The sequence below is a fragment of the Rhodobacter sp. TJ_12 genome, assembly GCF_020023995.1.
Classification (GTDB): Bacteria; Pseudomonadota; Alphaproteobacteria; order Rhodobacterales; family Rhodobacteraceae; genus Rhodobacter.
In genome coordinates, this window is the sequence record NZ_NRRD01000001.1 from 160,214 (window position 1) to 179,280 (window position 19,067).

Below are 19,067 nucleotides of genomic sequence, written 5' to 3' on the forward strand. Positions count from 1 at the left end.
GCCCAAGCGGCGGCTAGCCTGCGAAGATTACAGCTTGTGGGCAAGGAGGCGGGGATGCTGGAGCGGTTCTGGTCGGCGGCGGCGCAGGGGCAGGCGATGGCCGAGGGGCGGCTCGACCCGGTCGAACTTGCGGAATCCTATCTGGAGGCTGCCGAACCGCGCCATGATATTTACGCAAGGTTGACCGCAGATCGCGCGCGGTTCGAGGCGATGGCGGCCCGGACCCGGTTGCTGGATGGGCTGGGGCGCGGCCCGCTAGATGGGGTGGCGCTAAGCTGGAAAGACCTGTTTGATACCGCTGGCACGGTGACCGAGGCGGGCTCGCTTTTGCTGGCGGGGCGGGTGCCCGAGCAAGATGCCGAGGTTCTGACACAGGCCACGCTTGCGGGCACGGTCTGTCTGGGCAAGACGCATATGACGGAATTGGCCTTTTCCGGCCTTGGGTTGAACCCCAATACCGCCACGCCCCCCAATGCGGTGACGCGCGGTTTGGCCCCCGGCGGGTCCAGTTCCGGCGCGGCGGTTTCGGTCAAGCTGGGGCTGGCGGCGGCAGCGGTGGGGTCTGATACGGGCGGCTCGGTGCGTATCCCGGCGGCTTGGAACGATATCGTCGGGTTGAAAACGACGCATGGGCGGGTCTCGACCCAAGGTGTTGTGCCGCTGTGCAAGCGCTTTGACACGGTGGGGCCGCTGGCGCGCACGGTGGAGGATTGCGCGCTTGTTCTGGCCGCGCTTGAGGGGCGCACCGCCCCCGACCTGCGCGAGGCCACCTTGGACGGGGCGCGGCTTCTGGTGCTGGATGGTTTGCCCTTTGACAGTATCCGCGCGGCGCCCGCCAAAGGGTTCGAAACGGCGGTGGCGCGACTTGTGCGGGCGGGGGCAAAGGTAGAGCATGCGGCGCTGCCGATGGTTGGCCCGGCAATGGATCTGTCGGGTATCCTTTTCGCGCCCGAGGCTTACGGGCTTTGGCAGCAGGTGATCGAAGCCGCACCTGATAAGATGTATCCGTTGATCTTGCAGCGGTTCCGTACCGGCGCGCATGCCAGCGCTGCCGATTACGTGCGCGGTTGGGAGGAACTGACCCGCTACCGGGAAGAATTCTTGGTGGCCGTGGCGGGCTATGATGCGGTGTTGGTGCCCACCGCGCCGATCTTGCCGCCCGATGCGCTGCGGCTGTTGACCGATGCGGAGTATTTCGAAACCGAAAACCTGCTCGCTTTGCGCAACACCCGCATTGCCAATATCTTTGGGCTGTGTGCATTGACTTTGCCCACCGGCACGCCGATGTGCGGGCTGTCTTTGATGGGCAAGCCGATGCGCGAAGAGGCCCTGTTGCGGCTGGGCCTTGCGGTCGAAGCGGCGCTTGGCTGAAAAGTCACATATCCGCTGTTGCGATGCCACAAGGCCTGCGCTTTTGGTGGACGCAGCGCACAAGCTTGAGTAGTTTTAAGCACAAACGGGGCGCAGCGACCCCGGAAATGAGGCACAGATGGACTTTCCCGAGCGGTTCGCGAACCTGCCCGAATACGCATTTCCGCGTTTGCGGCGGCTGTTGGATGCACATGCACCCGGCGGCGACCCTACTGCTATGTCGATCGGCGAGCCGCGCCACCCGATGCCCGGCTTCGTGGGCGAGGTGCTGGCCGAAACGCTGGCGGAATTCGGCAAATACCCGGCCAATGACGGCACGCCCGAATTGCTGAGCGCTATTTCCGGCTGGCTGGCGCGGCGGTTCAAGGCGCAGGTGGCGCCCGAGCAGATCATGGCGCTCAATGGCACGCGCGAGGGGCTTTTTAACGCCGCGGTCGCACTGTGCCCTGAGGTGAAAAACGGCAAGCGCCCGGTGGTGCTGATCCCGAACCCATTCTACCAAGTCTATGCGATTGCGGCCGCGACGGTAGGGGCGGAGGCGGTTTTCGTGCCGGTGACCGAGGAAAATGGCTTCCTGCCCGATTTTGAAAGCCTGCCCGCCGAAATCTTGGACCGCACCGCGATTGCCTATCTTTGCACGCCGGGCAACCCGCAAGGCGCGGTCGCGCCGCGCGACTATCTTGCCCGGCTGCTGGCCTTGGCCGAAAAGCATGATTTCAAGGTGTTCTCGGATGAATGCTATTCCGAGATTTGGCGGCTTGCCCCGCCGCCCGGCATGCTGGAAATCGTGCAGGAAACCGGGGCCGATCCGGAGCGCGTGGTGGTGTTCCATTCGCTGTCGAAACGGTCGAACTTGCCGGGGTTACGCTCGGGCTTTTGTGCCTCTGGCCCGCGCAACATGAAAGAAATTCGCCAACTTCGCGCCTATTCCGGCGCGCCGCTGCCGCAACCGATTCAGCGCGTGTCCGAACGCGCTTGGGCCGATGAAACCCATGTGGAACAGAACCGTGCCCTTTATGCCGAAAAATACGCTGATGTGGCGGAAATCTTTTCCGGCGTGAACAGTTTCCGTTTGCCCGAGGGCGGCTTTTTCTTGTGGCTGCCGGTCGAGGATGGCGAGGCGGCGGCGCTGAAAATTTGGCGCGAAACCGGGGTTCGGGTGCTGCCCGGCGCCTATCTGGCGCGCGAAGTCGGGGGGCAAAACCCCGGTAAAAATTACATTCGGGTGGCCCTTGTCGCCCCAAGAGAAGAAACGCAGCGCGGGCTGATTAAGCTGCGCGACTGCTTGCACAAGTAAGGACGGTTCGGCATGGCATCTTATCAGGCAAGGCAACGCGACCCGCTTCTGGATCAAGACACGCAAGCGGTGCTGGAACGCCGCGGGCGTGAGCTTTTGGGCGGCGGGTTTGTGGTTCTGGGCGTGATGGTGGCAATGATGCTGGCCTCTTACGCGCCCGAAGACCCCAGCTGGATGGCTGTGTCGGATGCGCCGGTACAAAACTGGCTGGGCCGGATCGGGGCCGGGATTGCCTCGCCGCTGATCGTGATCGTGGGCCGGGGCGCGTGGCTTTTGCCGATTGGCTTTGCGATCTGGGGGCTGCGCCACCTGTTGCATCGCGGCGCAGATCGCGCCATGGGCCGGATGGTTTTTCTGCCATTGGCAGTGGCGGTCGCTGCCGTTTACGCCGCGCTTTTGGTGCCTGGCGATGGGTGGCAGCAGGCCTATGGTCTGGGCGGCAATTTCGGTGACATGATCGCGGGCTCGCTTTTGGGGCTGCTGCCGGTTTCGAGCGTGATCGGGCTGAAGCTGATGACGGTTGTCATGGCGATGGCGGCCTTGGCCATGGCGCTGTTTGCGACGGGTTTCGACCGGGCCGAATTGCGTGCGGCAGGCCGGTTTTTGCTGCTTGGGGCGCTGTTGCTTTATGATATGGCGCTGCGCGCAGCGGGGCGTGGGGCCACTGCCTCGGTGCGGATGGCGCAAAGCGCCGCCGAGGCGCAACGCGCCCGCAAGGCCGCCATAGCCGAGCGCGCGGCGCGAGAAGCAGCGTTGCAGATGCAACAGGGCTGGGACATGCCCCAAGCCGCCCCTGCCGCAGCGGCGCCGCTGGTGGGCTCGCGGGTGCGCCGTGCCGCCGCGGCTGCGCCGGATTTGGGCTATGAAGATTTCACCCCGGAACCCGAACTGGTGGAACCCACGCGCGCATGGGATATGCCCGCCGAGGCCCCGCCCGAAGACCGGATCAAGGCGCGCATTCAGCAGGCAGTGAAAACCCGCAGTGCGGCGCAAGCCCCGGCAGAGCCGATGGGGCGCCCCGAACCGGTGCTAAGCGCGCCCGAACCCGCATGGCAAGAGCCGGTGGCAGAAGCCCCCGCGCCGCCGCCCGCGCCCAGCACGCCCGCCTCGGTTCTGGCGGCGGTCTCGGCACGGCTTGCGCGTGGGGCCAAAGCCGCGCCCGCGCCGGTGCTGCGGGCCGAGCCGCCGTTGCAAGCGCGCCCGCGCTTCATGCCTGGGGCCGCCCCGGCCCCCGAGCCGGTTGCGGCCGCGCCGCAAATGTCCGCGTTCGACGAGATGGAGCATAGCTTTGAGCCGGATGTGGAGGTGGATGAGGATCGCTGGGCCGCCTCGGTCCAAGCCTTTGAAGAGGGCGCGCCGGAGGCCGAGGATTTCAGCCCCGATACCCGCCATGCTTATGCGGATATGACCGAAGACGCGATCCCGCCGATGCCCGCAACGCCCGCGCCGGTGCTGCGCCCCGCGCTGGATCGCAGCGTTGTGCCACCCGCACCCGAACGGCGCGTTGTCGCCCCGCCGCGCAAGGCGCCCGCGCCCTCCAAGCAGGCGCTGGCCGAAGCGCAGCCAAGCCTTGGCTTTGAGGCCCCAGACCTGCCCGGCTATGAAATGCCGCCGCTCAGCCTTTTGACCAACCCCAACACGATCCAGCGGCATCAATTGTCCGATGAAGCGCTGGAAGAAAATGCCCGGATGCTGGAAAGCGTGCTGGATGATTACGGGGTGAAGGGCGAGATCGTTTCGGTCCGGCCCGGTCCGGTGGTCACGATGTATGAGCTGGAACCTGCGCCGGGGCTGAAGGCGAGCCGGGTGATTGGTCTCGCCGATGATATCGCGCGGTCCATGTCGGCGCTATCGGCGCGGGTTTCCACCGTGCCGGGGCGGTCTGTCATCGGGATCGAACTGCCCAATGCACACCGGGAAAAGGTGGTGCTGCGCGAGATTTTGTCGGCGCGCGATTTTGGCGACAGCAACATGCGCCTGCCGCTGGCTTTGGGCAAAGACATCGCGGGCGAGGCGGTGGTGGCGAACCTTGCGAAAATGCCCCACCTTCTGATCGCGGGCACCACCGGGTCGGGGAAATCGGTGGCGATCAACACGATGATCCTGAGCCTGCTATACAAGCTGTCGCCCGAGGAATGCCGGTTGATCATGATCGACCCGAAGATGCTGGAGCTGTCTGTCTATGACGGCATCCCGCATCTGCTTTCGCCCGTTGTGACCGACCCGAAAAAAGCGGTTGTCGCGCTCAAATGGGTCGTGGGCGAGATGGAAGAACGCTATCGCAAAATGTCCAAAATGGGCGTGCGCAATATCGAGGGCTACAATGGCCGCGTGCGCGAGGCGATGGCGCGCGGCGAGATGTTCAAGCGCACCGTGCAAACGGGCTTTGACGAGGAAAGCGGCGAACCCGTTTTCGAGACCGAGGAATTCCAGCCCAGCCCCTTCCCCTATATCGTCGTCATCGTCGATGAGATGGCCGATCTGATGATGGTGGCGGGCAAGGAGATCGAGGCCTGTATCCAGCGGCTGGCGCAAATGGCGCGCGCCTCGGGCATTCACCTGATCATGGCGACGCAGCGGCCTTCGGTCGATGTTATCACCGGCACGATCAAGGCGAACTTCCCGACCCGGATTTCGTTCCAGGTGACCTCGAAGATCGATAGCCGCACGATCTTGGGCGAACAGGGGGCCGAGCAGCTTCTGGGCATGGGGGATATGCTTTATATGGGCGCCGGCGCGCGGATCACCCGGATTCACGGCCCGTTCGTAAGCGATGAAGAAGTTGAGGAAATCGTCAGCCATCTGAAAAGCTTTGGCCCGCCCGAATATATGTCGGGCGTGGTGGATGGCCCGGATGACGAGGTGGCCTCGGATATCGATGCGGTTCTGGGCCTTGGTGGCAATACCGATGGCGAAGACGCGCTTTACGATCAGGCGGTGGCCATCGTGATCAAGGATCGCAAATGCTCCACCTCTTACATCCAGCGCAAGTTGGGCATCGGCTATAACAAGGCTGCGCGTCTGGTCGAGCAGATGGAAGATCAGGGCGTGGTGACCGCCGCCAACCATGTCGGCAAACGCGAGATTTTGGTGCCCGAGCAGTAACGCCACGGCCCAGACAGGCCAAGCGAACGTGATGAAAGCCCCGTGCGACGTGATCGTGCGGGGCTTTCCATTCCTGTGTGTTCGGCTAGGTTCACCGCATGAAGCTTTTGCGTCTCGCCCTTGCGCCCGTCTTGTGCCTGGCCCTTGCCTCCCCGGCTTTGGCTGAAAAATTGCCGTTGTCCGCGATTTCGGCCTATCTCAACGGGCTCAACATTGCCGAGGCAGAGTTCACGCAGGTGAATGCCGACGGCTCGAAGGCACATGGCACGCTTTACATTCAGCGCCCCGGACGGATGCGGTTTGAATATGCCGAGAGCGAGACGCTGGTTCTGGCCTCGGGCGGGCAGGTGGCGATTTTCGATCCAAAATCGAACCAAGTGGCCGAGCAATATCCGCTTAAGCGCACGCCTTTGAACCTGATTTTGGCCGCCAATGTGGATTTGGGGCAGGCGCGCATGGTGATCGGCCATGAAGCCGAGGGGCCCGATACAGTGGTGGTCGCGCAAGACCCCGAAAACCCGGAATACGGCACGATCCGCATGGTGTTCGGGGCCGACCCGGTGGTGTTGAAGCGTTGGACCATCACCGATGGCGGCGGTCAACGCACCGCGGTGATCCTGAACGGGTTACGCCCGGGCGTGAAGATCGGCTCGTCGAAATTCTCGATCACGATCGAGACGCAGCGGCGCAAACGCTGAGGTTTAGCGCCCGCAGCGGCTAAGTTGCGCGCGATACATATCGGCGCGGGCCTGGACCCGGTCGGCCACGGCCATCAGCCAGCTTTTTCCCCGATAGCTGCCCCGCGCATAGCCCGCGCGGCCTTCGTGATAGGCAAGGTATTGCGCGCGCGCATCATATTTGGAAATGCCCAGCCGTTCGGAAGACCCGTCCATATACCAGCCCATGAAATCGGTCGCATCTTGGATCTTGGTCCGGCGTGCGCCGTAGCGGCGCGTGTCACGCTGATATTCTTCCCATGTGCCATCCAGCGCTTGGCTGAACCCTTTGGCCGAGCTTTGCCGCCCAATCGGGATCACGCCGAGCGCGTAGCGGTGCGGGGTCTTGGCATTGGCGACAAAGCGCGATTCTTGGTGGATCGTGGCCATTTGCACATGCACCGGAATGCCCCAGCGCGCCTCGGTGCGGCGCATCGCGGAATAATACGAGGGCTTTTCACGCGCCAGAAGGCAGGCATTGTCAAGATTGCGCGGCGCTTTTGAGCCACCGCCGCAAGATCCGACGATCAGGACGGCGGCCAACAACAAGAATCTTTTCATCGCGGATCGGGCCTGTGACTGCTCTGAAGGGGGGCCGTTTTGGCATTGTTACACCCAGTTTACGCAATTATTTCGCGCAACGAAAGAAAAACCGTGGGGGTATCGCCACACTGTTGGGCGAGATTCGACAGTCTGTTTCTTGTCAGCAGGCGGTCAAATGATGGACTCCGATGCCGACAAGTATTAGTAACCTCGGGTGGGGGATGCCATGCAGACGACGCGCGCAAAATATCACCTGGGCCAGATCGTCCGGCACAAGAAACACCCGTTCCGGGGTGTTGTTTTCGATGTCGATGCGATGTTTTCCAACTCGGACGCTTGGTATGAGGCGATCCCAGAGGAAAGCCGCCCGGACAAGGATCAACCGTTCTACCATCTGCTCGCCGAGAACGAAGAAAGCTACTACGTGGCCTATGTTTCTGAGCAGAACCTTGTCGCCGATTACTCGGGCGAGCCGGTCGGCCACCCTGATTTGGATGACCTGTTTGGCGATTTTGAAGACGGGGTCTACCCGCTTCAGTTTCAGCTTAACTAACGGCGCTGTGCCCTCAATTGTTTGAGACCGGCGGCATCGGCATGCGGAACGCCAGCAAGTTGCGGCCGTTTTCGCGGTGATAGCCCAGATCTTCCACCAGATCGTGGATCAGGAACCAGCCAAAGCCACCCTCGGGTAGGGTATGGGGCTCGGGGCGGTGCGTGTCATCGATCGAGCGGGCCAGACAGGCGGGCGGAAGTTCCACCCCATCATCGCTGATCGAGCAGCTGAGCCCGCGATGATCGCGCACCAGCGACAGCGTGATCGTTCCATGCCCGGTTTCGCCATAGCCATGCTCGACGATATTGTTGAGCACCTCGGCCAGCACCAGTTCCAGCGTGCCCGCCTCATCGGGGGTCAATTGCCGTAAAAACCGCGCCAGTGCCGTGCGCAAAGCTGTACGAACGGCCAAGGGCGTTGCCGCAAAGGAATGGTGAAAAATTTTCGCTTCGGGGCGGGGCGGGGCCTTGTCTAGCCCGCCGCGGCCCGGCTGCGATCCGTCAGCTAACATGGCGCAACCCCTTGCGCAGCGCTGCATCCACGTCTTCGTGCAGCGAGAAAACCGAATCCATCCGGGTCAGACGGAACACCTTTTCAACATTGGGGCGCAGCCCCGCCAACTCTAACTGCCGCTCGGGGGCGAGCGCCTTCATCACCGCGACGACGGCGCCAAGGCCGGAACTGTCAAGAAACTCGACCTCCGACATATCCAGCACAACCCGGCTGGCCGGTTGCATCGTCACCTCGCGCATCCGGTCCTTGAACCGGATTGCAATCGCGGCATCGAGCCGTTCTTCCTTGACCGAGACCACAAGGGCCCCGCCGCGCGCTTCCGCGTAAAGATTCATCTTGCCTCTCCGGCGTCGAAACGTTTGGCTCAGCCTAGATGTCAAAACTTACCAATCGGTATCCGCCAGAAAGAATGAGGGGCAAATGCGCGTAGATTATCCGGTTTTGGCGCAGACCATCGCGGCGCTGGTGGCGCAGGAAACCGACCCGGTCGCGTTAATGGCCACCTTGGCCTGCGAAATCCATCATGCCGATGACCGTTTCGATTGGACCGGATTTTATCGCGTGACCGCACCAGAGGTTCTGAAAATCGGCCCTTATCAGGGCGGCCATGGCTGCCTTGTCATTCCCTTTTCCCGCGGGGTTTGCGGGGCGGCAGCGCGCACGCGCACCACGCAGCTTGTGCCCGATGTCGACGCCTTTCCCGGCCATATTGCCTGCGCCAGTTCGACCCGGTCGGAACTGGTGATCCCGGTGATCGATGCGAAAGGTGTGCTGATTGGGGTTCTGGATATCGATTCGGATCAGCCCGATGCTTTCACCGAATCGGATGCTCGGGCGCTGGAAGCGATTCTGGCCGCAACCTTTGGGGCGGGCGCGGCTTGACCTTGTCGCCCCGCCACGCCATGCCGGGGGCATGAGCGAACACGCCTATTTCCCGCCCGAGGAGCCGCCGCGCATCCTGTATGCCGATCACGAAATTCTGGTGGTCGACAAGCAATCGGGGCTGTTGTCGGTGCCGGGTAAGGGGGCGCATAAGGCCGATTGCCTGATCGAACGGTTGCGCGGTGCCTATCCGCAGGTTTTGCTGGTGCATCGGCTTGATGCCGATACTTCGGGGGTGATGGTCTTTGCGCTGACCCCGCATGCGCAGCGCCATCTGGGGCTACAATTTGAAAACCGCCAAACCAAGAAGCACTATCTGGCGCGACTTTGGGGGCATTTGGTGCCGAAAGCCGGGCGGGTGGATTTGCCGCTTTGCGTTGATTGGCCGAACCGGCCACGCCAGCATGTGAACTATGAGATGGGCAAGCCCGCACAGACGGATTGGAAAGTGTTGCGCCATGACCCCGATGGCACAACGCGGGTCCGTCTGACGCCGCTCACCGGGCGGTCGCATCAGTTGCGGGTGCATATGCTGTCGCTCGGGCATCCGATTTTGGGCGATCCGTTTTATGCCGAGGGGCCCGCGCGCGATTATCCACGCCTGATGTTGCATGCCGAAAGCTTGCGGCTGCGCCACCCCGATGGCGGGCACCATATGACCTTTAGCGCGCCGCGCCCGTTCTAAGCCAGGCGTGCCGCTTCGGCGTGCATCGGGCCAAGGGCAGGACCCGGCGGCCAGACCGGCCTAGAGCAATATTGCGCGGCTCATATGGCCAGCTCAGCGGCGCGGGAGAGTTGCGCAACGAAGCCCCCCAATTGTTGCGCGAAGCCCGCAGGTGCAAGCCAGGTGCGGTCCATCTGTGACAGGTAGCGATGCGCGGACGTCACCCGCTCGGGCGTGGCGATCAGCGCGGCGGCCTCGTCCATGGTGTCGTAAAACAGCGGATAGGCCGCGCCCAGATATTCGACGGCGGCGGGATGGCGGTTCAGCACAATCGGCGTGGCGCGCGCAATGCATTCGATCAGCGTGTTGGAGGCCGACAGATCCCAATATTGGCAAAACACGATGCTGCTGGACAGAAGCGCGTCGTAATCGTCGTTTTCCACCTCGTCGCGCAGCTCGACCTTATCGCTGATTGGTAGATCGCGCAGCGGGGACAGTGCATCCGTGCGCTCCAGCGCCTCCAAAACCCAAGGGCGGCGCTGCAACAGGTGGATCCGGTGAAAGCTGGGGCCAAGCGGCACTTGGTAGATCGCGCGGATGTTGCGGCCATACCAGCCGACCTGCACCACCTGCGGAAGCGGCTGCGCCAGATAGCGCGCCGGGTCGAATTGCGGGACCGCAGTTTCTGACGGGTGTTTGAGCACCAGCACTGGCACATCCAGCGTGTCGCGCAGCCAATCGCCCAGATATCGGCTCAGTGCCACCGCGCCCAGCAAATGACGCACGCTTTCACGAAACGCCGCTGTCGCCATATAGGCGGCGGGGGGTGCGGTCGGGTCCAGCCATTCGGGTAAGCACGGCGGGTGATGGAAAATTCCAACCCAAGGCGTTGTCCAGGTTTGGCGGCAATAGGCATGCTGAAAGCTGCGCTCGACAAAATCATCCAGCAACACCGCTTCGGGGTCATGATAGGGTCGCAGCGCCGCCATCACGAAATGCCAACCAGAGCGGTGACGACAATTTTCCGGGTCGCCCATCTGCTTGAGATGCAGGGGCAATCGGAACCGGGGGGCGGGATCGGTGCCCGGCGCGGTGGGCATGTCAGTGTGGGAAAGGCCGGTTTGGGAAAGCATTGTGGTTCAATCCTTTTGTCGTTCCAGCAGCGGGATCGCATGCGTTCCGGCGGCCAACTGGCCGCTATCGCGCTCGGCCTGCGATAGGTAAACCACCCCGTCGCGCCACTCCGCGGCTTCGGCGGCGGCGCGGATGCCTGCGACCCAATCTGCGCTCCATGAATAATTCGCGGCATTGCAGCCCACGCATCGCCGGTCACGCGCTTCGGACAGGATATCAGCGCATAAATCGGACAAAAGCGGTTCGATCAGCCCGTCGCCGCTCAGCACGCGGCCCTGATGCCAGCAGGGAAAAATCCCGTAATTGGAAATGCCCAGAAAGGTCGCGGGAATAGCGCAGCCCCCTGCCGGGCGAAACCGGCGGTGCTTGTTTTGAAACAGATCCGAAAGCTCTGTCACCAGCGCTTCATCGTTGAAATGAATGCCTTCGGAGTGGCAGGCGTCGCGCACCCGTTCCATCTGCCGCCGAATATCGCCCGCGCTTTCGGGGGGCGGCAAAAGCGCGGCGGTTTCAGGCACCACTTCGACATGGGTGAACCCCAGATAGCTGGGCCGGCCCGCCGCGCGAATGCGCCGCCACGTCTCTTCCAAATGGGCGGCGTTTTGCGCTTGGATCACGGTATTGGTGCCCCATTGCACTTTGGAGCGGCTGAGCATTTCAACCGCGCGAAGCGTTTTGTCATAACAGCCCGGCACACCCCGGATTGCGTCATGCACCGCAGGCGGCCCATCGATTGAGAGCGTCACGCATTTAAGCCGCTCAAGCACCGCGACATGTTCGGGCTTGAGCAAAGTGCCGTTGGTGACAAGTTCAATGGCAAAGCCATGGGACAAAGCGCGGTCCAAAATATCGAGAAAGCGCGGATGGACGAAAGGTTCGCCGCCCGAAAAGCTGATCGTTTCCACCCCGATCCGGCGCGCGTCATCAAGGATATGCCCGATCCGCTCGAACGTCATGAAGGCCTTTTCTTGCGGGCGGCGGCACATGTTGCATTTGAGGTTGCACACCTCGCTCAGGCCGATGTCGATGCGGCGATACCGGCTGGCATAAACCGGGGCGGCGCAGTCGGAGCAGGGGGCTTGCGCAAGCGCTTGTCCATGCGGAAGCGGCAGTGCAACGCCTGTGCCACAGGCGACGCAGGTGCCCTGCACCATGGGAATGCTATCGCAATCGTTCATGCTGAACGCCAGCCCCCAAGAGCCTCAAGAAACCGCAACCAAGCCTTGATAAATGACACTGTTACCCAAAGCTGCCCGATCCTTGCCATTCTGGCAAGGTTTCAGCGATGCAGCCCTGCATCGGCAGGCGAGATGGGCTTGGGCCAATTGCGGGTGATCGACCGCAATGTGTCCGGCACGGGCGCCAGAAGGCCGCGTGCCGTCAGATTTTGTCCGGCGTGGAGCGCAGGGCCAGCTTCAAACGCATGAAACAGGTTTTCCGCGTCGTGACCATCTAGGCCATCGGTCATCCAAAGGAAGATCGCTGCATAGCCGCGCGTGGCCGCATCATGCAGCCGGGCGGCCAGACGGGTTTGCGTTTCGTGCCACCCCGCGCGCCCGGCGGGCGGAGGGGTCCTTGAAAAGATGCCGCCCAATTCGCCCAAGATCACCGGTCCGTTATCCCAAAGCGCGGCCGCATCGGGCAGGGCTTTGTCAGGGCTGTGAAAATGCGCGTCCAGCGCTTCCAGTGCAAGCGGCGCATAGCGCCCAGCAGGCAGGCAGTGTTCGGCGCAAAAACCAGATCCGATAGACAGCGCGCAATCGGGCAGCGCGGCGCGGATCAGACCTGTCAAACGCCGCAAGGCAGGCACCATTTCGGGCCAATCATAGCCCAGCCCGGTGCCATTGCCCAAGGGGCCCGCCAGCATCGCCTCTGGCTCGTTGCACAGATCAATCCCCCAGGTGATCGGGGCCATTTCCGGCAAAAGCGGGGCCAGCACGTTTTGAAAGAAGGCCTCTGCCGCCGCTTCGCGGGTCAAGATCGCCCGGGTCACCATATCGGGGCGGCGGCGGGGCGCATTGGCATCAAGCAGCACCCAATAGGCGCGTAGCCCCGCACGTTGTAAAAGCCCGATCAGTTGCCGCAGATTGCGCTGAAATTCCGCATCACAGCGCAGCGCGCGGCCTGCGCCATCGGTCACGATCCCCTCGGCATCTTCAAACAGCCATAGACGCACCACGCGGACCCCATGCGCGACCAGCGCAGCGAACAGCCGTTCCACTTCGTCAGGGCGGAAAGTGCTTGGCCAGTCCGGGCAGCTTTCGTTGTGGCCAAGGTCATGGCCATAGCCACCTAAAAACCATGGCAAGTTGACCCCCAGAACTGGCGGCGGGCGCGGGCTCATACCGGGGCCCCCAGCAGGGCCTGCCAATCACGCACCCAGCGGTCTTCGTGGTGGTTGGCCAAGGCAAGCTTGCGGCTGGCCGCGCCGAACCGCGCAGCCAGATCGTGATCGGCCAGTAACATTTGGCAATGGGCGCGCAATTCGGCGGCGGTATGCCCGATCAACCCGTTTTCGCCATGGATCACATAGCGTTCGATCCCGGGCAGCGGCGGGCTGACGATTGGCATCCCGGTCATCATCGCCTCGATCAGGGTGATCGTATATTCGCGCTCCCCGTCATGCAGATAGACCCGCGCGTTGCGGAAAGCGCTGCGCAGCCCGTCATAATCCACGGGCTCTTGGGCGCGGTCGAGATGGTCGATATGGCGATGCGGCAGCCCGGCGGTGGCCTCGGTGCAAAGCGCATGGTTCCAGCCGCGCGCGTGCCAGCTATGGATCACCGTCAGAATCGTTTCTTCGGCCCCGGTCCAGCCGGCATATTCGGTCGGACTTAGCCCCAGTTCGATCTCGGGCAAATCGACGCCGAAGCGATCGCGCACCCAAGCGGTGGTGCGCGGGTAATAAGAGGCGACGGAAAAATCCGCCCGCGACAGGACCTCGTCCCATTCGGCTTCTGAGAGTTCGTCCTCCTTGGCGGCAAAGAACAGCTTCGGCAGGCTGTGATCTTCACGAAACAGCTTGAACTGCCATGGGAAATGCAGCCAAGCGCGGTTCCACGCCCGGGCCTTGGGGGCAATGGCCGCGAGCGCCGCACGATAGCCCCCCGCATCAAGCTTTAGCTGGCCGTCGTCATAGTGGTCAAAAAGGTTCGTCACATTGGGCGGGCGCGGGCGCCAATAGCGGAATTGATCCCAGTGACCCAGCAGGCTGACATCCAGCCCGCAACGGCAGAAATGGTATTGGATGCCCGGATGCATCGGCACGACAAGGACATTGGCCTTGTCGCCGGGCATCGGCGTGCTGGCGGCAAAATCGCTGTGCAAATCGCTTTTCTCACCTATTGCGATGGGCCATGATCGCCTCATGCAAAGCTTGAAATTTTTTCTGGGCCATCACAAGGGTGGAACGCGGTTCGTTGGCAATGTGCTGGAGCGCTTTTTGGCGCCCGAGGGGCGGGCGGTTGTGCCGCTGAGCAACCCGAAATGGTTCGACTTTGACCCAGCCGGTGCGGTGGCGCGCGCTGGCCCGGGGGCGGTGGGTAACTATATGAATGCCGATTACGCGCTGCTGCCCCAAGAGGCGGAGTTTCGCGCCTTTCACATTTTGCGCTGCCCGCGCGATACTGCGGTTTCGGCTTATTATTCGCATTTGCATTCGCATGGCACGGATTACTGGCCGGAACTGGTGGCGCATCGCGCCCGCTTGGCGGCATTGGATGCGGGCGCGGGGCTTTTATGTGATCTGGATTTTACCGATGCGCTGCCGACCGATGGCTATGACATTGGAGTGTTTCGGGCGATGGCGGCGTGGCGTTTTTACGATCCGCGGATTTTGGAATTGCGGTTCGAGGATTTGATTGCTGACCCGGGGCCGGTGCTGCGGCGCGCCTTTGCGTTCATCGGCCTTTTGGACCCCGAAGATGCTGCGGCTTGCGCGCGGCTAGAGGCCGCCGTCGCAGAATTCGGTTTTGCGCGCATGTCGGGCGGGCGCCAGCCCGGACAACGTGATGACCGGGCGCATTATCGCAATGGGCGCGCGGGCGCTTGGCGCGACGCGTTCGAGGCGCGCCATCATGCGTGGTTCGCAGAACACCATCCGGATTTGATCGCGCGGATCGCGCAACAAAGCCCCGTCTGCGGCGCCGTGCCGCAGGTTGCCGGCTAACCCGTTGCCCCGTCAAAAAGAGCAACTCGGAAAAATATATCGATGAGATAGAGATTTTTCCGAACGGTGTGGATTGCCCTCACGAGGACTTGACTCGCGAATTTGTTATCGATAACAAATCTAGTCAAAGGCACATAGGGTGCCCGTTCAGCGCAACGTGACTTCGAGGAGGAGGAAGCGATGCTGCGTATCGCTCAGTGGTTCTGGTCCATCATCGACGGTTTGATGGCGCTACTCCTTTCAGCCATGATCGTGCTGGTTTTCATCAATGTGGTGCTGCGCTACGGATTCAATTCCGGCATCCGGCAATCGGTTGAACTGGCGCGGCTGTGGTTTGTGTGGGTCGTGATGCTGGGCGCGGCGGTCACGCTGCGCCGGGGCGAGCATCTGGCGGTCACCGAGGTGACCGAGAAGCTGGTGCACAAGCTTGTGCCGCATCTGCGCCGCTTGTGCTGGATCGTGGTGATCGTGGCGGTCGGCATGCTGTTTGTCGGCGCCTTCAATCAGATGATGGCGAACTGGAGCAATATTTCCCAGCTGACGGGTCTGCCCTCTGCGCTGTTCTATCTGGCGGGTGTGGTTTCGGCCGTGCTGATGGGGGCCATTGCGGTGGTGCGCCTGTTCGACCCGATGGGGATCGATGCCCTGCTTTCCGAGGATGAGAAATGACTTTCGCGCTGTTCATTGGCGTCCTATTCGCGTCGATCCTGCTCGGCCTGCCGGTCGCCTTTGCCCTGCTTTTGGCGTCGATGGTGCTCATGTTCCACCTCGACACGTTCAGCCCGGATATTCTGGCGCAAGGGCTGATCAACGGCGTTGACAGCTTCCCGCTTTTGGCGATCCCGTTCTTCTTGGTCGCGGGCGAGGTCATGTCGCGCGGCGGTCTGTCCGAACGGATCGTGCGGCTGGCGATGACCATGGTCGGGCACCGTCGCGGCGGGCTGGGCTATGTTGCGATCATGACCTCGATCGTGCTGGCGGGCCTGTCGGGCTCTGCGGTGGCCGATGCGGCTGCGCTGGTGTCGATCCTTTATCCGATGATGCGCAAGGCGGGCTATCCGGCCGGGCGCAGCCTTGGCCTTCTGGCCTCTGGCGGGATCATCGCGCCGATCATCCCGCCTTCGCTGCCGCTGATCTTGGTCGGTGTCGCGGGCAATATCTCGATTGCTAAGCTGTTCATGGCCGGGATCGTGCCGGGGCTGATGCTGGGGCTGACGCTGATGACGGTCTGGTCCTTCGTGATGCGCAAGGAAGACATTGAAACCCTGCCCAAGGCCAGTGGCGCCGAGCGCCGCGCCGCCTTCAAGGAAGGGATCTGGGCGTTGATGCTGCCTGTGATCATTATTGGTGGGATCCGCTCGGGTGCCTTCACCCCGACCGAGGCGGCAGTGGTCGCGGCGGTTTACGCGATCACCGTTTCGACGCTGGTCTATCGCTCGGTCAACCTCAAGATGCTGTTCGACGTGCTGGTGGCCGCCGGACGCGCCACGGCCATGGTGATGTTCCTTGTCGGCGCGGCGATGGTGGCAGCTTGGCTGATCACCGTGGCGCAACTGCCGCAACAACTGGCTGCGATGCTTGATCCGCTGATCGATAGCCCGCGCCTGCTGATGTTGGTGATCATGCTGATCGTGCTGGCCGTTGGCATGGTGATGGACCTGTCGCCCACCGTGCTGATCTTGGTGCCGCTGTTCATGCCGGTGGTAAAAATGGCGGGCATCGATCCGGTCTATTTCGGGCTGATGTTCATCCTCAACTGTTCCATCGGCTTGCTGACGCCCCCTGTTGGCACCGTTCTCAACGTTATCTGCGGCGTCGGCAAAGTCCCGATGAGCGCCGCCGTGCGCGGGGTCGCGCCGTTCCTAACTGCCTATGCGGCGCTGATGGGGCTGCTCATCATCTTCCCGCAACTCATCACCGTGCCCGCCAAAATCTTCGGCGGCTGACCATCCCAAGGAGGAGCCAGACATGCAATTCTTCAAAGCCCTCGGCCTTGCTTCGGCCATGGCCCTTGCGGCCTTCGGCGCGCAGGCCGACACCAACCTGAAACTGGCCCATGCCGCGCCGGAAACCGATCTGCAGCAAAACCTGTCGCTGTTCTTCAAAGAACAGGTCGAAGCGCGCACCGGTGGCTCGGTCACGGTGACGATCTTCCCGCAAGGCCAGTTGGGCAACGATGCTGCGATGATCGACGGCGCGCGGTCGGGCATCATCGATATCGCCATGTCGGGGCTGAACAATTTCACCGGTCTGGTGCCGGAAGCGGGCGCGTTCGAGCTGCCCTTCATGTTCCCCAGCCGTGCGCTTGCCTATAAGGTGCTGGATGGCGAAGTGGGCCAAGGTGTGTCCGATCAGTTCAGCCAGTTCGGCCTGCATGTTCTGGGCTACCCGGAAAACGGCTACCGCAACATGACCAACAACCGCGGCCCGATCCGCACGCCGGACGATGTGGCCGGTCTGAATATGCGCGTGAACAACTCCAAAGCGCTGAATGACATGTTCCTTGCGCTCGGCGCGAACCCGACGCAATTGCCGGTGGCCGAGCTTTACACCGCGCTGGAAACCGGCGTTGTGGATGCGCAAGATCACCCGATCGGCATCGTGCTGTCGTTCAAGTTCAACGAAGTGCAGAAATATCTGTCGCTCACCCAGCATGCCTACTCGGCGCTGGCGCTTGTGATGAACGAAAACAAGTTCAACAGCCTGACCGCCGAAGAGCAGAAAGTCGTGACCGATGTCGCTGCCGAGGCGATTGCGATGCAACGTGATCTGGCGCAGGAAAAAGAAGCCGAGATGATCGCCGAGCTTGAAGCCGAAGGCATGGAAGTGAACAGCGATGTCGATGCGGCGGCTTTCCAAGCGGTGGTGAAGCCGGTTTGGGATACCTTCATCGCCAACAACGGCGACGCCGTGGTCAACGCGATTGCCGCGACGCAAGAATAAGCCCAGCAACCGGGGCAAACAAAAGGGGCGGGAAACCGCCCCTTTTTCATATTTAGCGATTGGGGCCCGTTCGCCGGGGGGCGGCGGGTGGGCTATTGGCTTGATTGTCGGATCAGCAATTCCGGGGTGATTTCCAACGTGGTCGGGGCAGTGCAGATGCCATCCAGCACCTCAAGGATCAGCTTGGCGCTCCGCGCGCCGATATCATGCGGAAACGGGTTGATCGTGCTGAGAGAGGGCACGGAAATCTCTGAAATCTCGTAATCGCCAAAGCCGGTGATCCAAAGATCCTTGGGCACATCGACGCGGCGGCGCTGGCATTCGGTCAAGGCGCCAAAGGCCGACAAGTCCGACACACAGATAACCGCCTGTGTATCGGGAAAGGTTTCCAGAAGGCGGGCCATGGCTTCGGCGCCTTCGCGCATCGAAATCGGCGGCGTGCCCGCTGCGATCAACCGCGTGGGCGCAAGTCCGTGGCGTTGCATGGCGGCGATAAATCCGGCCCGGCGCGATGCGCCCCGCGTATCGGTGTTGTTTTCGCCGCCGATGAAGGCGATCCGGCTCAGCCCCTCGGTCACCAGATGGTCGACCATGCTTTCGACCGCGCGGGCGTTGGAAAAGCCCACCACATGGCCGATCGGATCTTTGGGCAGATCCCAAGTCTCGATCACTGGGATCGCTGCATTTTGCAACAGCTTGCGGGCGCGGTCGGTGTGCTTGCCGCCAGTGACCACCATGGCCTCGGGGCGGCGGCGCAGGAACTGCTCGATCAGCCGTTCTTCCTCGGCCATGTCGTAATCGGTATAGCCCAGCAGGATTTGCAGGCCCCGCGCCTTCAGCCCCTCGGCCAAGCCGCGCAGGGTTTCGGCAAAGTTGGCATTGTTGATCGAGGGGATCGTGACCGCGACAAAGTCCGTCTTTTGCGAGCGCAGACTGGCGGCGGTGCTGTCAAAGACATAGCCCAGTTGATCTGCCGCCTTCAGGATCGCTTCGCGGGTCGTTTCACTGACCGAGCTTTGCGCCTTGAAGGCGCGGCTCACGGTCATTGGCGACACCCCGGCAAGGCGGGCGACATCGGCCATAGTGGGGGCTTTGCGCGGCGTAATCATGGTGATGTGCTAACGCTGGGCGCGCGCGAAATCCAGTCCTCGCCGCGCAAGGGCCTGCCGCTGCAAAAA

19 protein-coding genes are annotated in these 19,067 nt (G+C 62.4%); 11 read left to right on the forward strand and 8 right to left on the reverse strand.

Going from position 1 to position 19,067, the window contains the following annotated elements:
• The first annotated feature begins 54 nt into the window (after positions 1-54).
• The 4 genes from CKO11_RS00765 (at position 55) to CKO11_RS00780 (ending at position 6,471) form a co-directional block, all read left to right on the forward strand.
• Complete coding sequence (locus CKO11_RS00765; protein ID WP_223632341.1) at positions 55-1,371, forward strand: amidase; 1,317 nt, start codon at positions 55-57, stop codon at positions 1,369-1,371.
• 118 nt (positions 1,372-1,489) lie between these two features.
• Positions 1,490-2,668 (forward strand): aminotransferase class I/II-fold pyridoxal phosphate-dependent enzyme, encoded by a 1,179-nt coding sequence (locus CKO11_RS00770; RefSeq protein WP_223631907.1) that lies wholly within the window; start codon positions 1,490-1,492, stop codon positions 2,666-2,668.
• A gap of 12 nt (positions 2,669-2,680) precedes the next feature.
• Positions 2,681-5,773 (forward strand): DNA translocase FtsK, encoded by a 3,093-nt coding sequence (locus CKO11_RS00775; protein ID WP_223631908.1) that lies wholly within the window; start codon positions 2,681-2,683, stop codon positions 5,771-5,773.
• A 98-nt stretch (positions 5,774-5,871) separates the two neighbouring features.
• Positions 5,872-6,471, forward strand: a complete 600-nt coding sequence (locus tag CKO11_RS00780; protein WP_223631909.1) for a LolA family protein — start codon at positions 5,872-5,874, stop codon at positions 6,469-6,471.
• A gap of 3 nt (positions 6,472-6,474) precedes the next feature.
• On the opposite strand, the gene CKO11_RS00785 is transcribed toward CKO11_RS00780, so the two are convergent.
• The gene (locus CKO11_RS00785) at positions 6,475-7,050 is read right to left on the reverse strand and encodes a lytic transglycosylase (RefSeq protein WP_223631910.1); all 576 of its coding nucleotides are present in this window, start codon (positions 7,048-7,050) and stop codon (positions 6,475-6,477) included.
• Between the two features lie 208 nt (positions 7,051-7,258).
• Here CKO11_RS00785 and hspQ point away from each other — a divergent pair, with 208 nt between their 5' ends.
• Positions 7,259-7,585: a heat shock protein HspQ gene (hspQ, locus tag CKO11_RS00790; RefSeq protein WP_223631911.1), complete on the forward strand. Its 327-nt coding sequence runs from the start codon at positions 7,259-7,261 to the stop codon at positions 7,583-7,585.
• A 13-nt stretch (positions 7,586-7,598) separates the two neighbouring features.
• Here hspQ and CKO11_RS00795 read toward each other — a convergent pair whose 3' ends face one another.
• On the reverse strand, positions 7,599-8,096 hold the full coding sequence (locus CKO11_RS00795) for an ATP-binding protein (RefSeq protein WP_223631913.1): 498 nt from the start codon (positions 8,094-8,096) through the stop codon (positions 7,599-7,601).
• Complete coding sequence (locus tag CKO11_RS00800; RefSeq protein ID WP_223631915.1) at positions 8,086-8,433, reverse strand: STAS domain-containing protein; 348 nt, start codon at positions 8,431-8,433, stop codon at positions 8,086-8,088. The genes CKO11_RS00795 and CKO11_RS00800 overlap by 11 nt, the downstream gene beginning before the upstream one ends.
• An 85-nt stretch (positions 8,434-8,518) precedes the next feature.
• Here CKO11_RS00800 and CKO11_RS00805 point away from each other — a divergent pair, with 85 nt between their 5' ends.
• Together CKO11_RS00805 and CKO11_RS00810 are read left to right on the forward strand one after the other, a co-directional pair.
• On the forward strand, positions 8,519-8,980 hold the full coding sequence (locus tag CKO11_RS00805) for a GAF domain-containing protein (RefSeq protein WP_223631916.1): 462 nt from the start codon (positions 8,519-8,521) through the stop codon (positions 8,978-8,980).
• A 31-nt stretch (positions 8,981-9,011) separates the two neighbouring features.
• Positions 9,012-9,665, forward strand: coding sequence for a pseudouridine synthase (locus CKO11_RS00810; RefSeq protein WP_223631917.1), 654 nt, complete (start codon positions 9,012-9,014; stop codon positions 9,663-9,665).
• 80 nt (positions 9,666-9,745) lie between these two features.
• Here the strand turns inward: CKO11_RS00810 and CKO11_RS00815 are convergent, their stop codons facing one another.
• The 4 genes from CKO11_RS00815 to CKO11_RS00830 all read right to left on the reverse strand — a co-directional run bounded on the left by CKO11_RS00815 (position 9,746) and on the right by CKO11_RS00830 (position 14,105).
• Positions 9,746-10,777: a hypothetical protein gene (locus tag CKO11_RS00815; RefSeq protein WP_223631918.1), complete on the reverse strand. Its 1,032-nt coding sequence runs from the start codon at positions 10,775-10,777 to the stop codon at positions 9,746-9,748.
• A gap of 6 nt (positions 10,778-10,783) precedes the next feature.
• Positions 10,784-11,956 (reverse strand): radical SAM protein, encoded by a 1,173-nt coding sequence (locus tag CKO11_RS00820; protein ID WP_223631919.1) that lies wholly within the window; start codon positions 11,954-11,956, stop codon positions 10,784-10,786.
• Between the two features lie 101 nt (positions 11,957-12,057).
• Positions 12,058-13,122, reverse strand: coding sequence for a hypothetical protein (locus CKO11_RS00825; RefSeq protein ID WP_223631920.1), 1,065 nt, complete (start codon positions 13,120-13,122; stop codon positions 12,058-12,060).
• On the reverse strand, positions 13,119-14,105 hold the full coding sequence (locus CKO11_RS00830) for a glycosyltransferase (RefSeq protein WP_223631921.1): 987 nt from the start codon (positions 14,103-14,105) through the stop codon (positions 13,119-13,121). Before CKO11_RS00830 ends, CKO11_RS00825 begins: the two co-directional genes overlap by 4 nt.
• A gap of 40 nt (positions 14,106-14,145) precedes the next feature.
• Here CKO11_RS00830 and CKO11_RS00835 point away from each other — a divergent pair, with 40 nt between their 5' ends.
• The 4 genes from CKO11_RS00835 to CKO11_RS00850 all read left to right on the forward strand — a co-directional run bounded on the left by CKO11_RS00835 (position 14,146) and on the right by CKO11_RS00850 (position 17,889).
• Positions 14,146-14,946 carry a sulfotransferase domain-containing protein gene (locus CKO11_RS00835; RefSeq protein ID WP_223631923.1) on the forward strand — a complete coding sequence of 267 codons (801 nt, stop codon included), beginning with the start codon at positions 14,146-14,148 and terminating at the stop codon, positions 14,944-14,946.
• A 180-nt stretch (positions 14,947-15,126) separates the two neighbouring features.
• The gene (locus CKO11_RS00840; protein ID WP_223631925.1) at positions 15,127-15,615 is read left to right on the forward strand and encodes a TRAP transporter small permease; all 489 of its coding nucleotides are present in this window, start codon (positions 15,127-15,129) and stop codon (positions 15,613-15,615) included.
• The gene (locus CKO11_RS00845) at positions 15,612-16,892 is read left to right on the forward strand and encodes a TRAP transporter large permease (RefSeq protein ID WP_223631927.1); all 1,281 of its coding nucleotides are present in this window, start codon (positions 15,612-15,614) and stop codon (positions 16,890-16,892) included. Before CKO11_RS00840 ends, CKO11_RS00845 begins: the two co-directional genes overlap by 4 nt.
• A 22-nt stretch (positions 16,893-16,914) precedes the next feature.
• Positions 16,915-17,889 (forward strand): DctP family TRAP transporter solute-binding subunit, encoded by a 975-nt coding sequence (locus CKO11_RS00850; RefSeq protein WP_223631929.1) that lies wholly within the window; start codon positions 16,915-16,917, stop codon positions 17,887-17,889.
• A gap of 92 nt (positions 17,890-17,981) precedes the next feature.
• Here CKO11_RS00850 and CKO11_RS00855 read toward each other — a convergent pair whose 3' ends face one another.
• Positions 17,982-18,998 (reverse strand): LacI family DNA-binding transcriptional regulator, encoded by a 1,017-nt coding sequence (locus tag CKO11_RS00855; RefSeq protein WP_223631931.1) that lies wholly within the window; start codon positions 18,996-18,998, stop codon positions 17,982-17,984.
• Positions 18,999-19,067 lie beyond the last annotated feature (69 nt).

Bases quoted from the DNA above. Each gene is read 5' to 3' on its own strand.
- CKO11_RS00765 (WP_223632341.1), top strand. From the start codon at position 55: ATGCTGGAGCGGTTCTGGTCGGCGGCGGCGCAGGGGCAGGCGATGGCC.
- CKO11_RS00770 (WP_223631907.1), top strand. From the start codon at position 1,490: ATGGACTTTCCCGAGCGGTTCGCGAACCTGCCCGAATACGCATTTCCG.
- CKO11_RS00775 (WP_223631908.1), top strand. From the start codon at position 2,681: ATGGCATCTTATCAGGCAAGGCAACGCGACCCGCTTCTGGATCAAGAC.
- CKO11_RS00780 (WP_223631909.1), top strand. From the start codon at position 5,872: ATGAAGCTTTTGCGTCTCGCCCTTGCGCCCGTCTTGTGCCTGGCCCTT.
- CKO11_RS00785 (WP_223631910.1), bottom strand. From the start codon at position 7,050: ATGAAAAGATTCTTGTTGTTGGCCGCCGTCCTGATCGTCGGATCTTGC.
- hspQ (WP_223631911.1), top strand. From the start codon at position 7,259: ATGCAGACGACGCGCGCAAAATATCACCTGGGCCAGATCGTCCGGCAC.
- CKO11_RS00795 (WP_223631913.1), bottom strand. From the start codon at position 8,096: ATGTTAGCTGACGGATCGCAGCCGGGCCGCGGCGGGCTAGACAAGGCC.
- CKO11_RS00800 (WP_223631915.1), bottom strand. From the start codon at position 8,433: ATGAATCTTTACGCGGAAGCGCGCGGCGGGGCCCTTGTGGTCTCGGTC.
- CKO11_RS00805 (WP_223631916.1), top strand. From the start codon at position 8,519: ATGCGCGTAGATTATCCGGTTTTGGCGCAGACCATCGCGGCGCTGGTG.
- CKO11_RS00810 (WP_223631917.1), top strand. From the start codon at position 9,012: ATGAGCGAACACGCCTATTTCCCGCCCGAGGAGCCGCCGCGCATCCTG.
- CKO11_RS00815 (WP_223631918.1), bottom strand. From the start codon at position 10,777: ATGCTTTCCCAAACCGGCCTTTCCCACACTGACATGCCCACCGCGCCG.
- CKO11_RS00820 (WP_223631919.1), bottom strand. From the start codon at position 11,956: ATGAACGATTGCGATAGCATTCCCATGGTGCAGGGCACCTGCGTCGCC.
- CKO11_RS00825 (WP_223631920.1), bottom strand. From the start codon at position 13,122: ATGAGCCCGCGCCCGCCGCCAGTTCTGGGGGTCAACTTGCCATGGTTT.
- CKO11_RS00835 (WP_223631923.1), top strand. From the start codon at position 14,146: ATGCAAAGCTTGAAATTTTTTCTGGGCCATCACAAGGGTGGAACGCGG.
- CKO11_RS00840 (WP_223631925.1), top strand. From the start codon at position 15,127: ATGCTGCGTATCGCTCAGTGGTTCTGGTCCATCATCGACGGTTTGATG.
- CKO11_RS00845 (WP_223631927.1), top strand. From the start codon at position 15,612: ATGACTTTCGCGCTGTTCATTGGCGTCCTATTCGCGTCGATCCTGCTC.
- CKO11_RS00850 (WP_223631929.1), top strand. From the start codon at position 16,915: ATGCAATTCTTCAAAGCCCTCGGCCTTGCTTCGGCCATGGCCCTTGCG.
- CKO11_RS00855 (WP_223631931.1), bottom strand. From the start codon at position 18,998: ATGATTACGCCGCGCAAAGCCCCCACTATGGCCGATGTCGCCCGCCTT.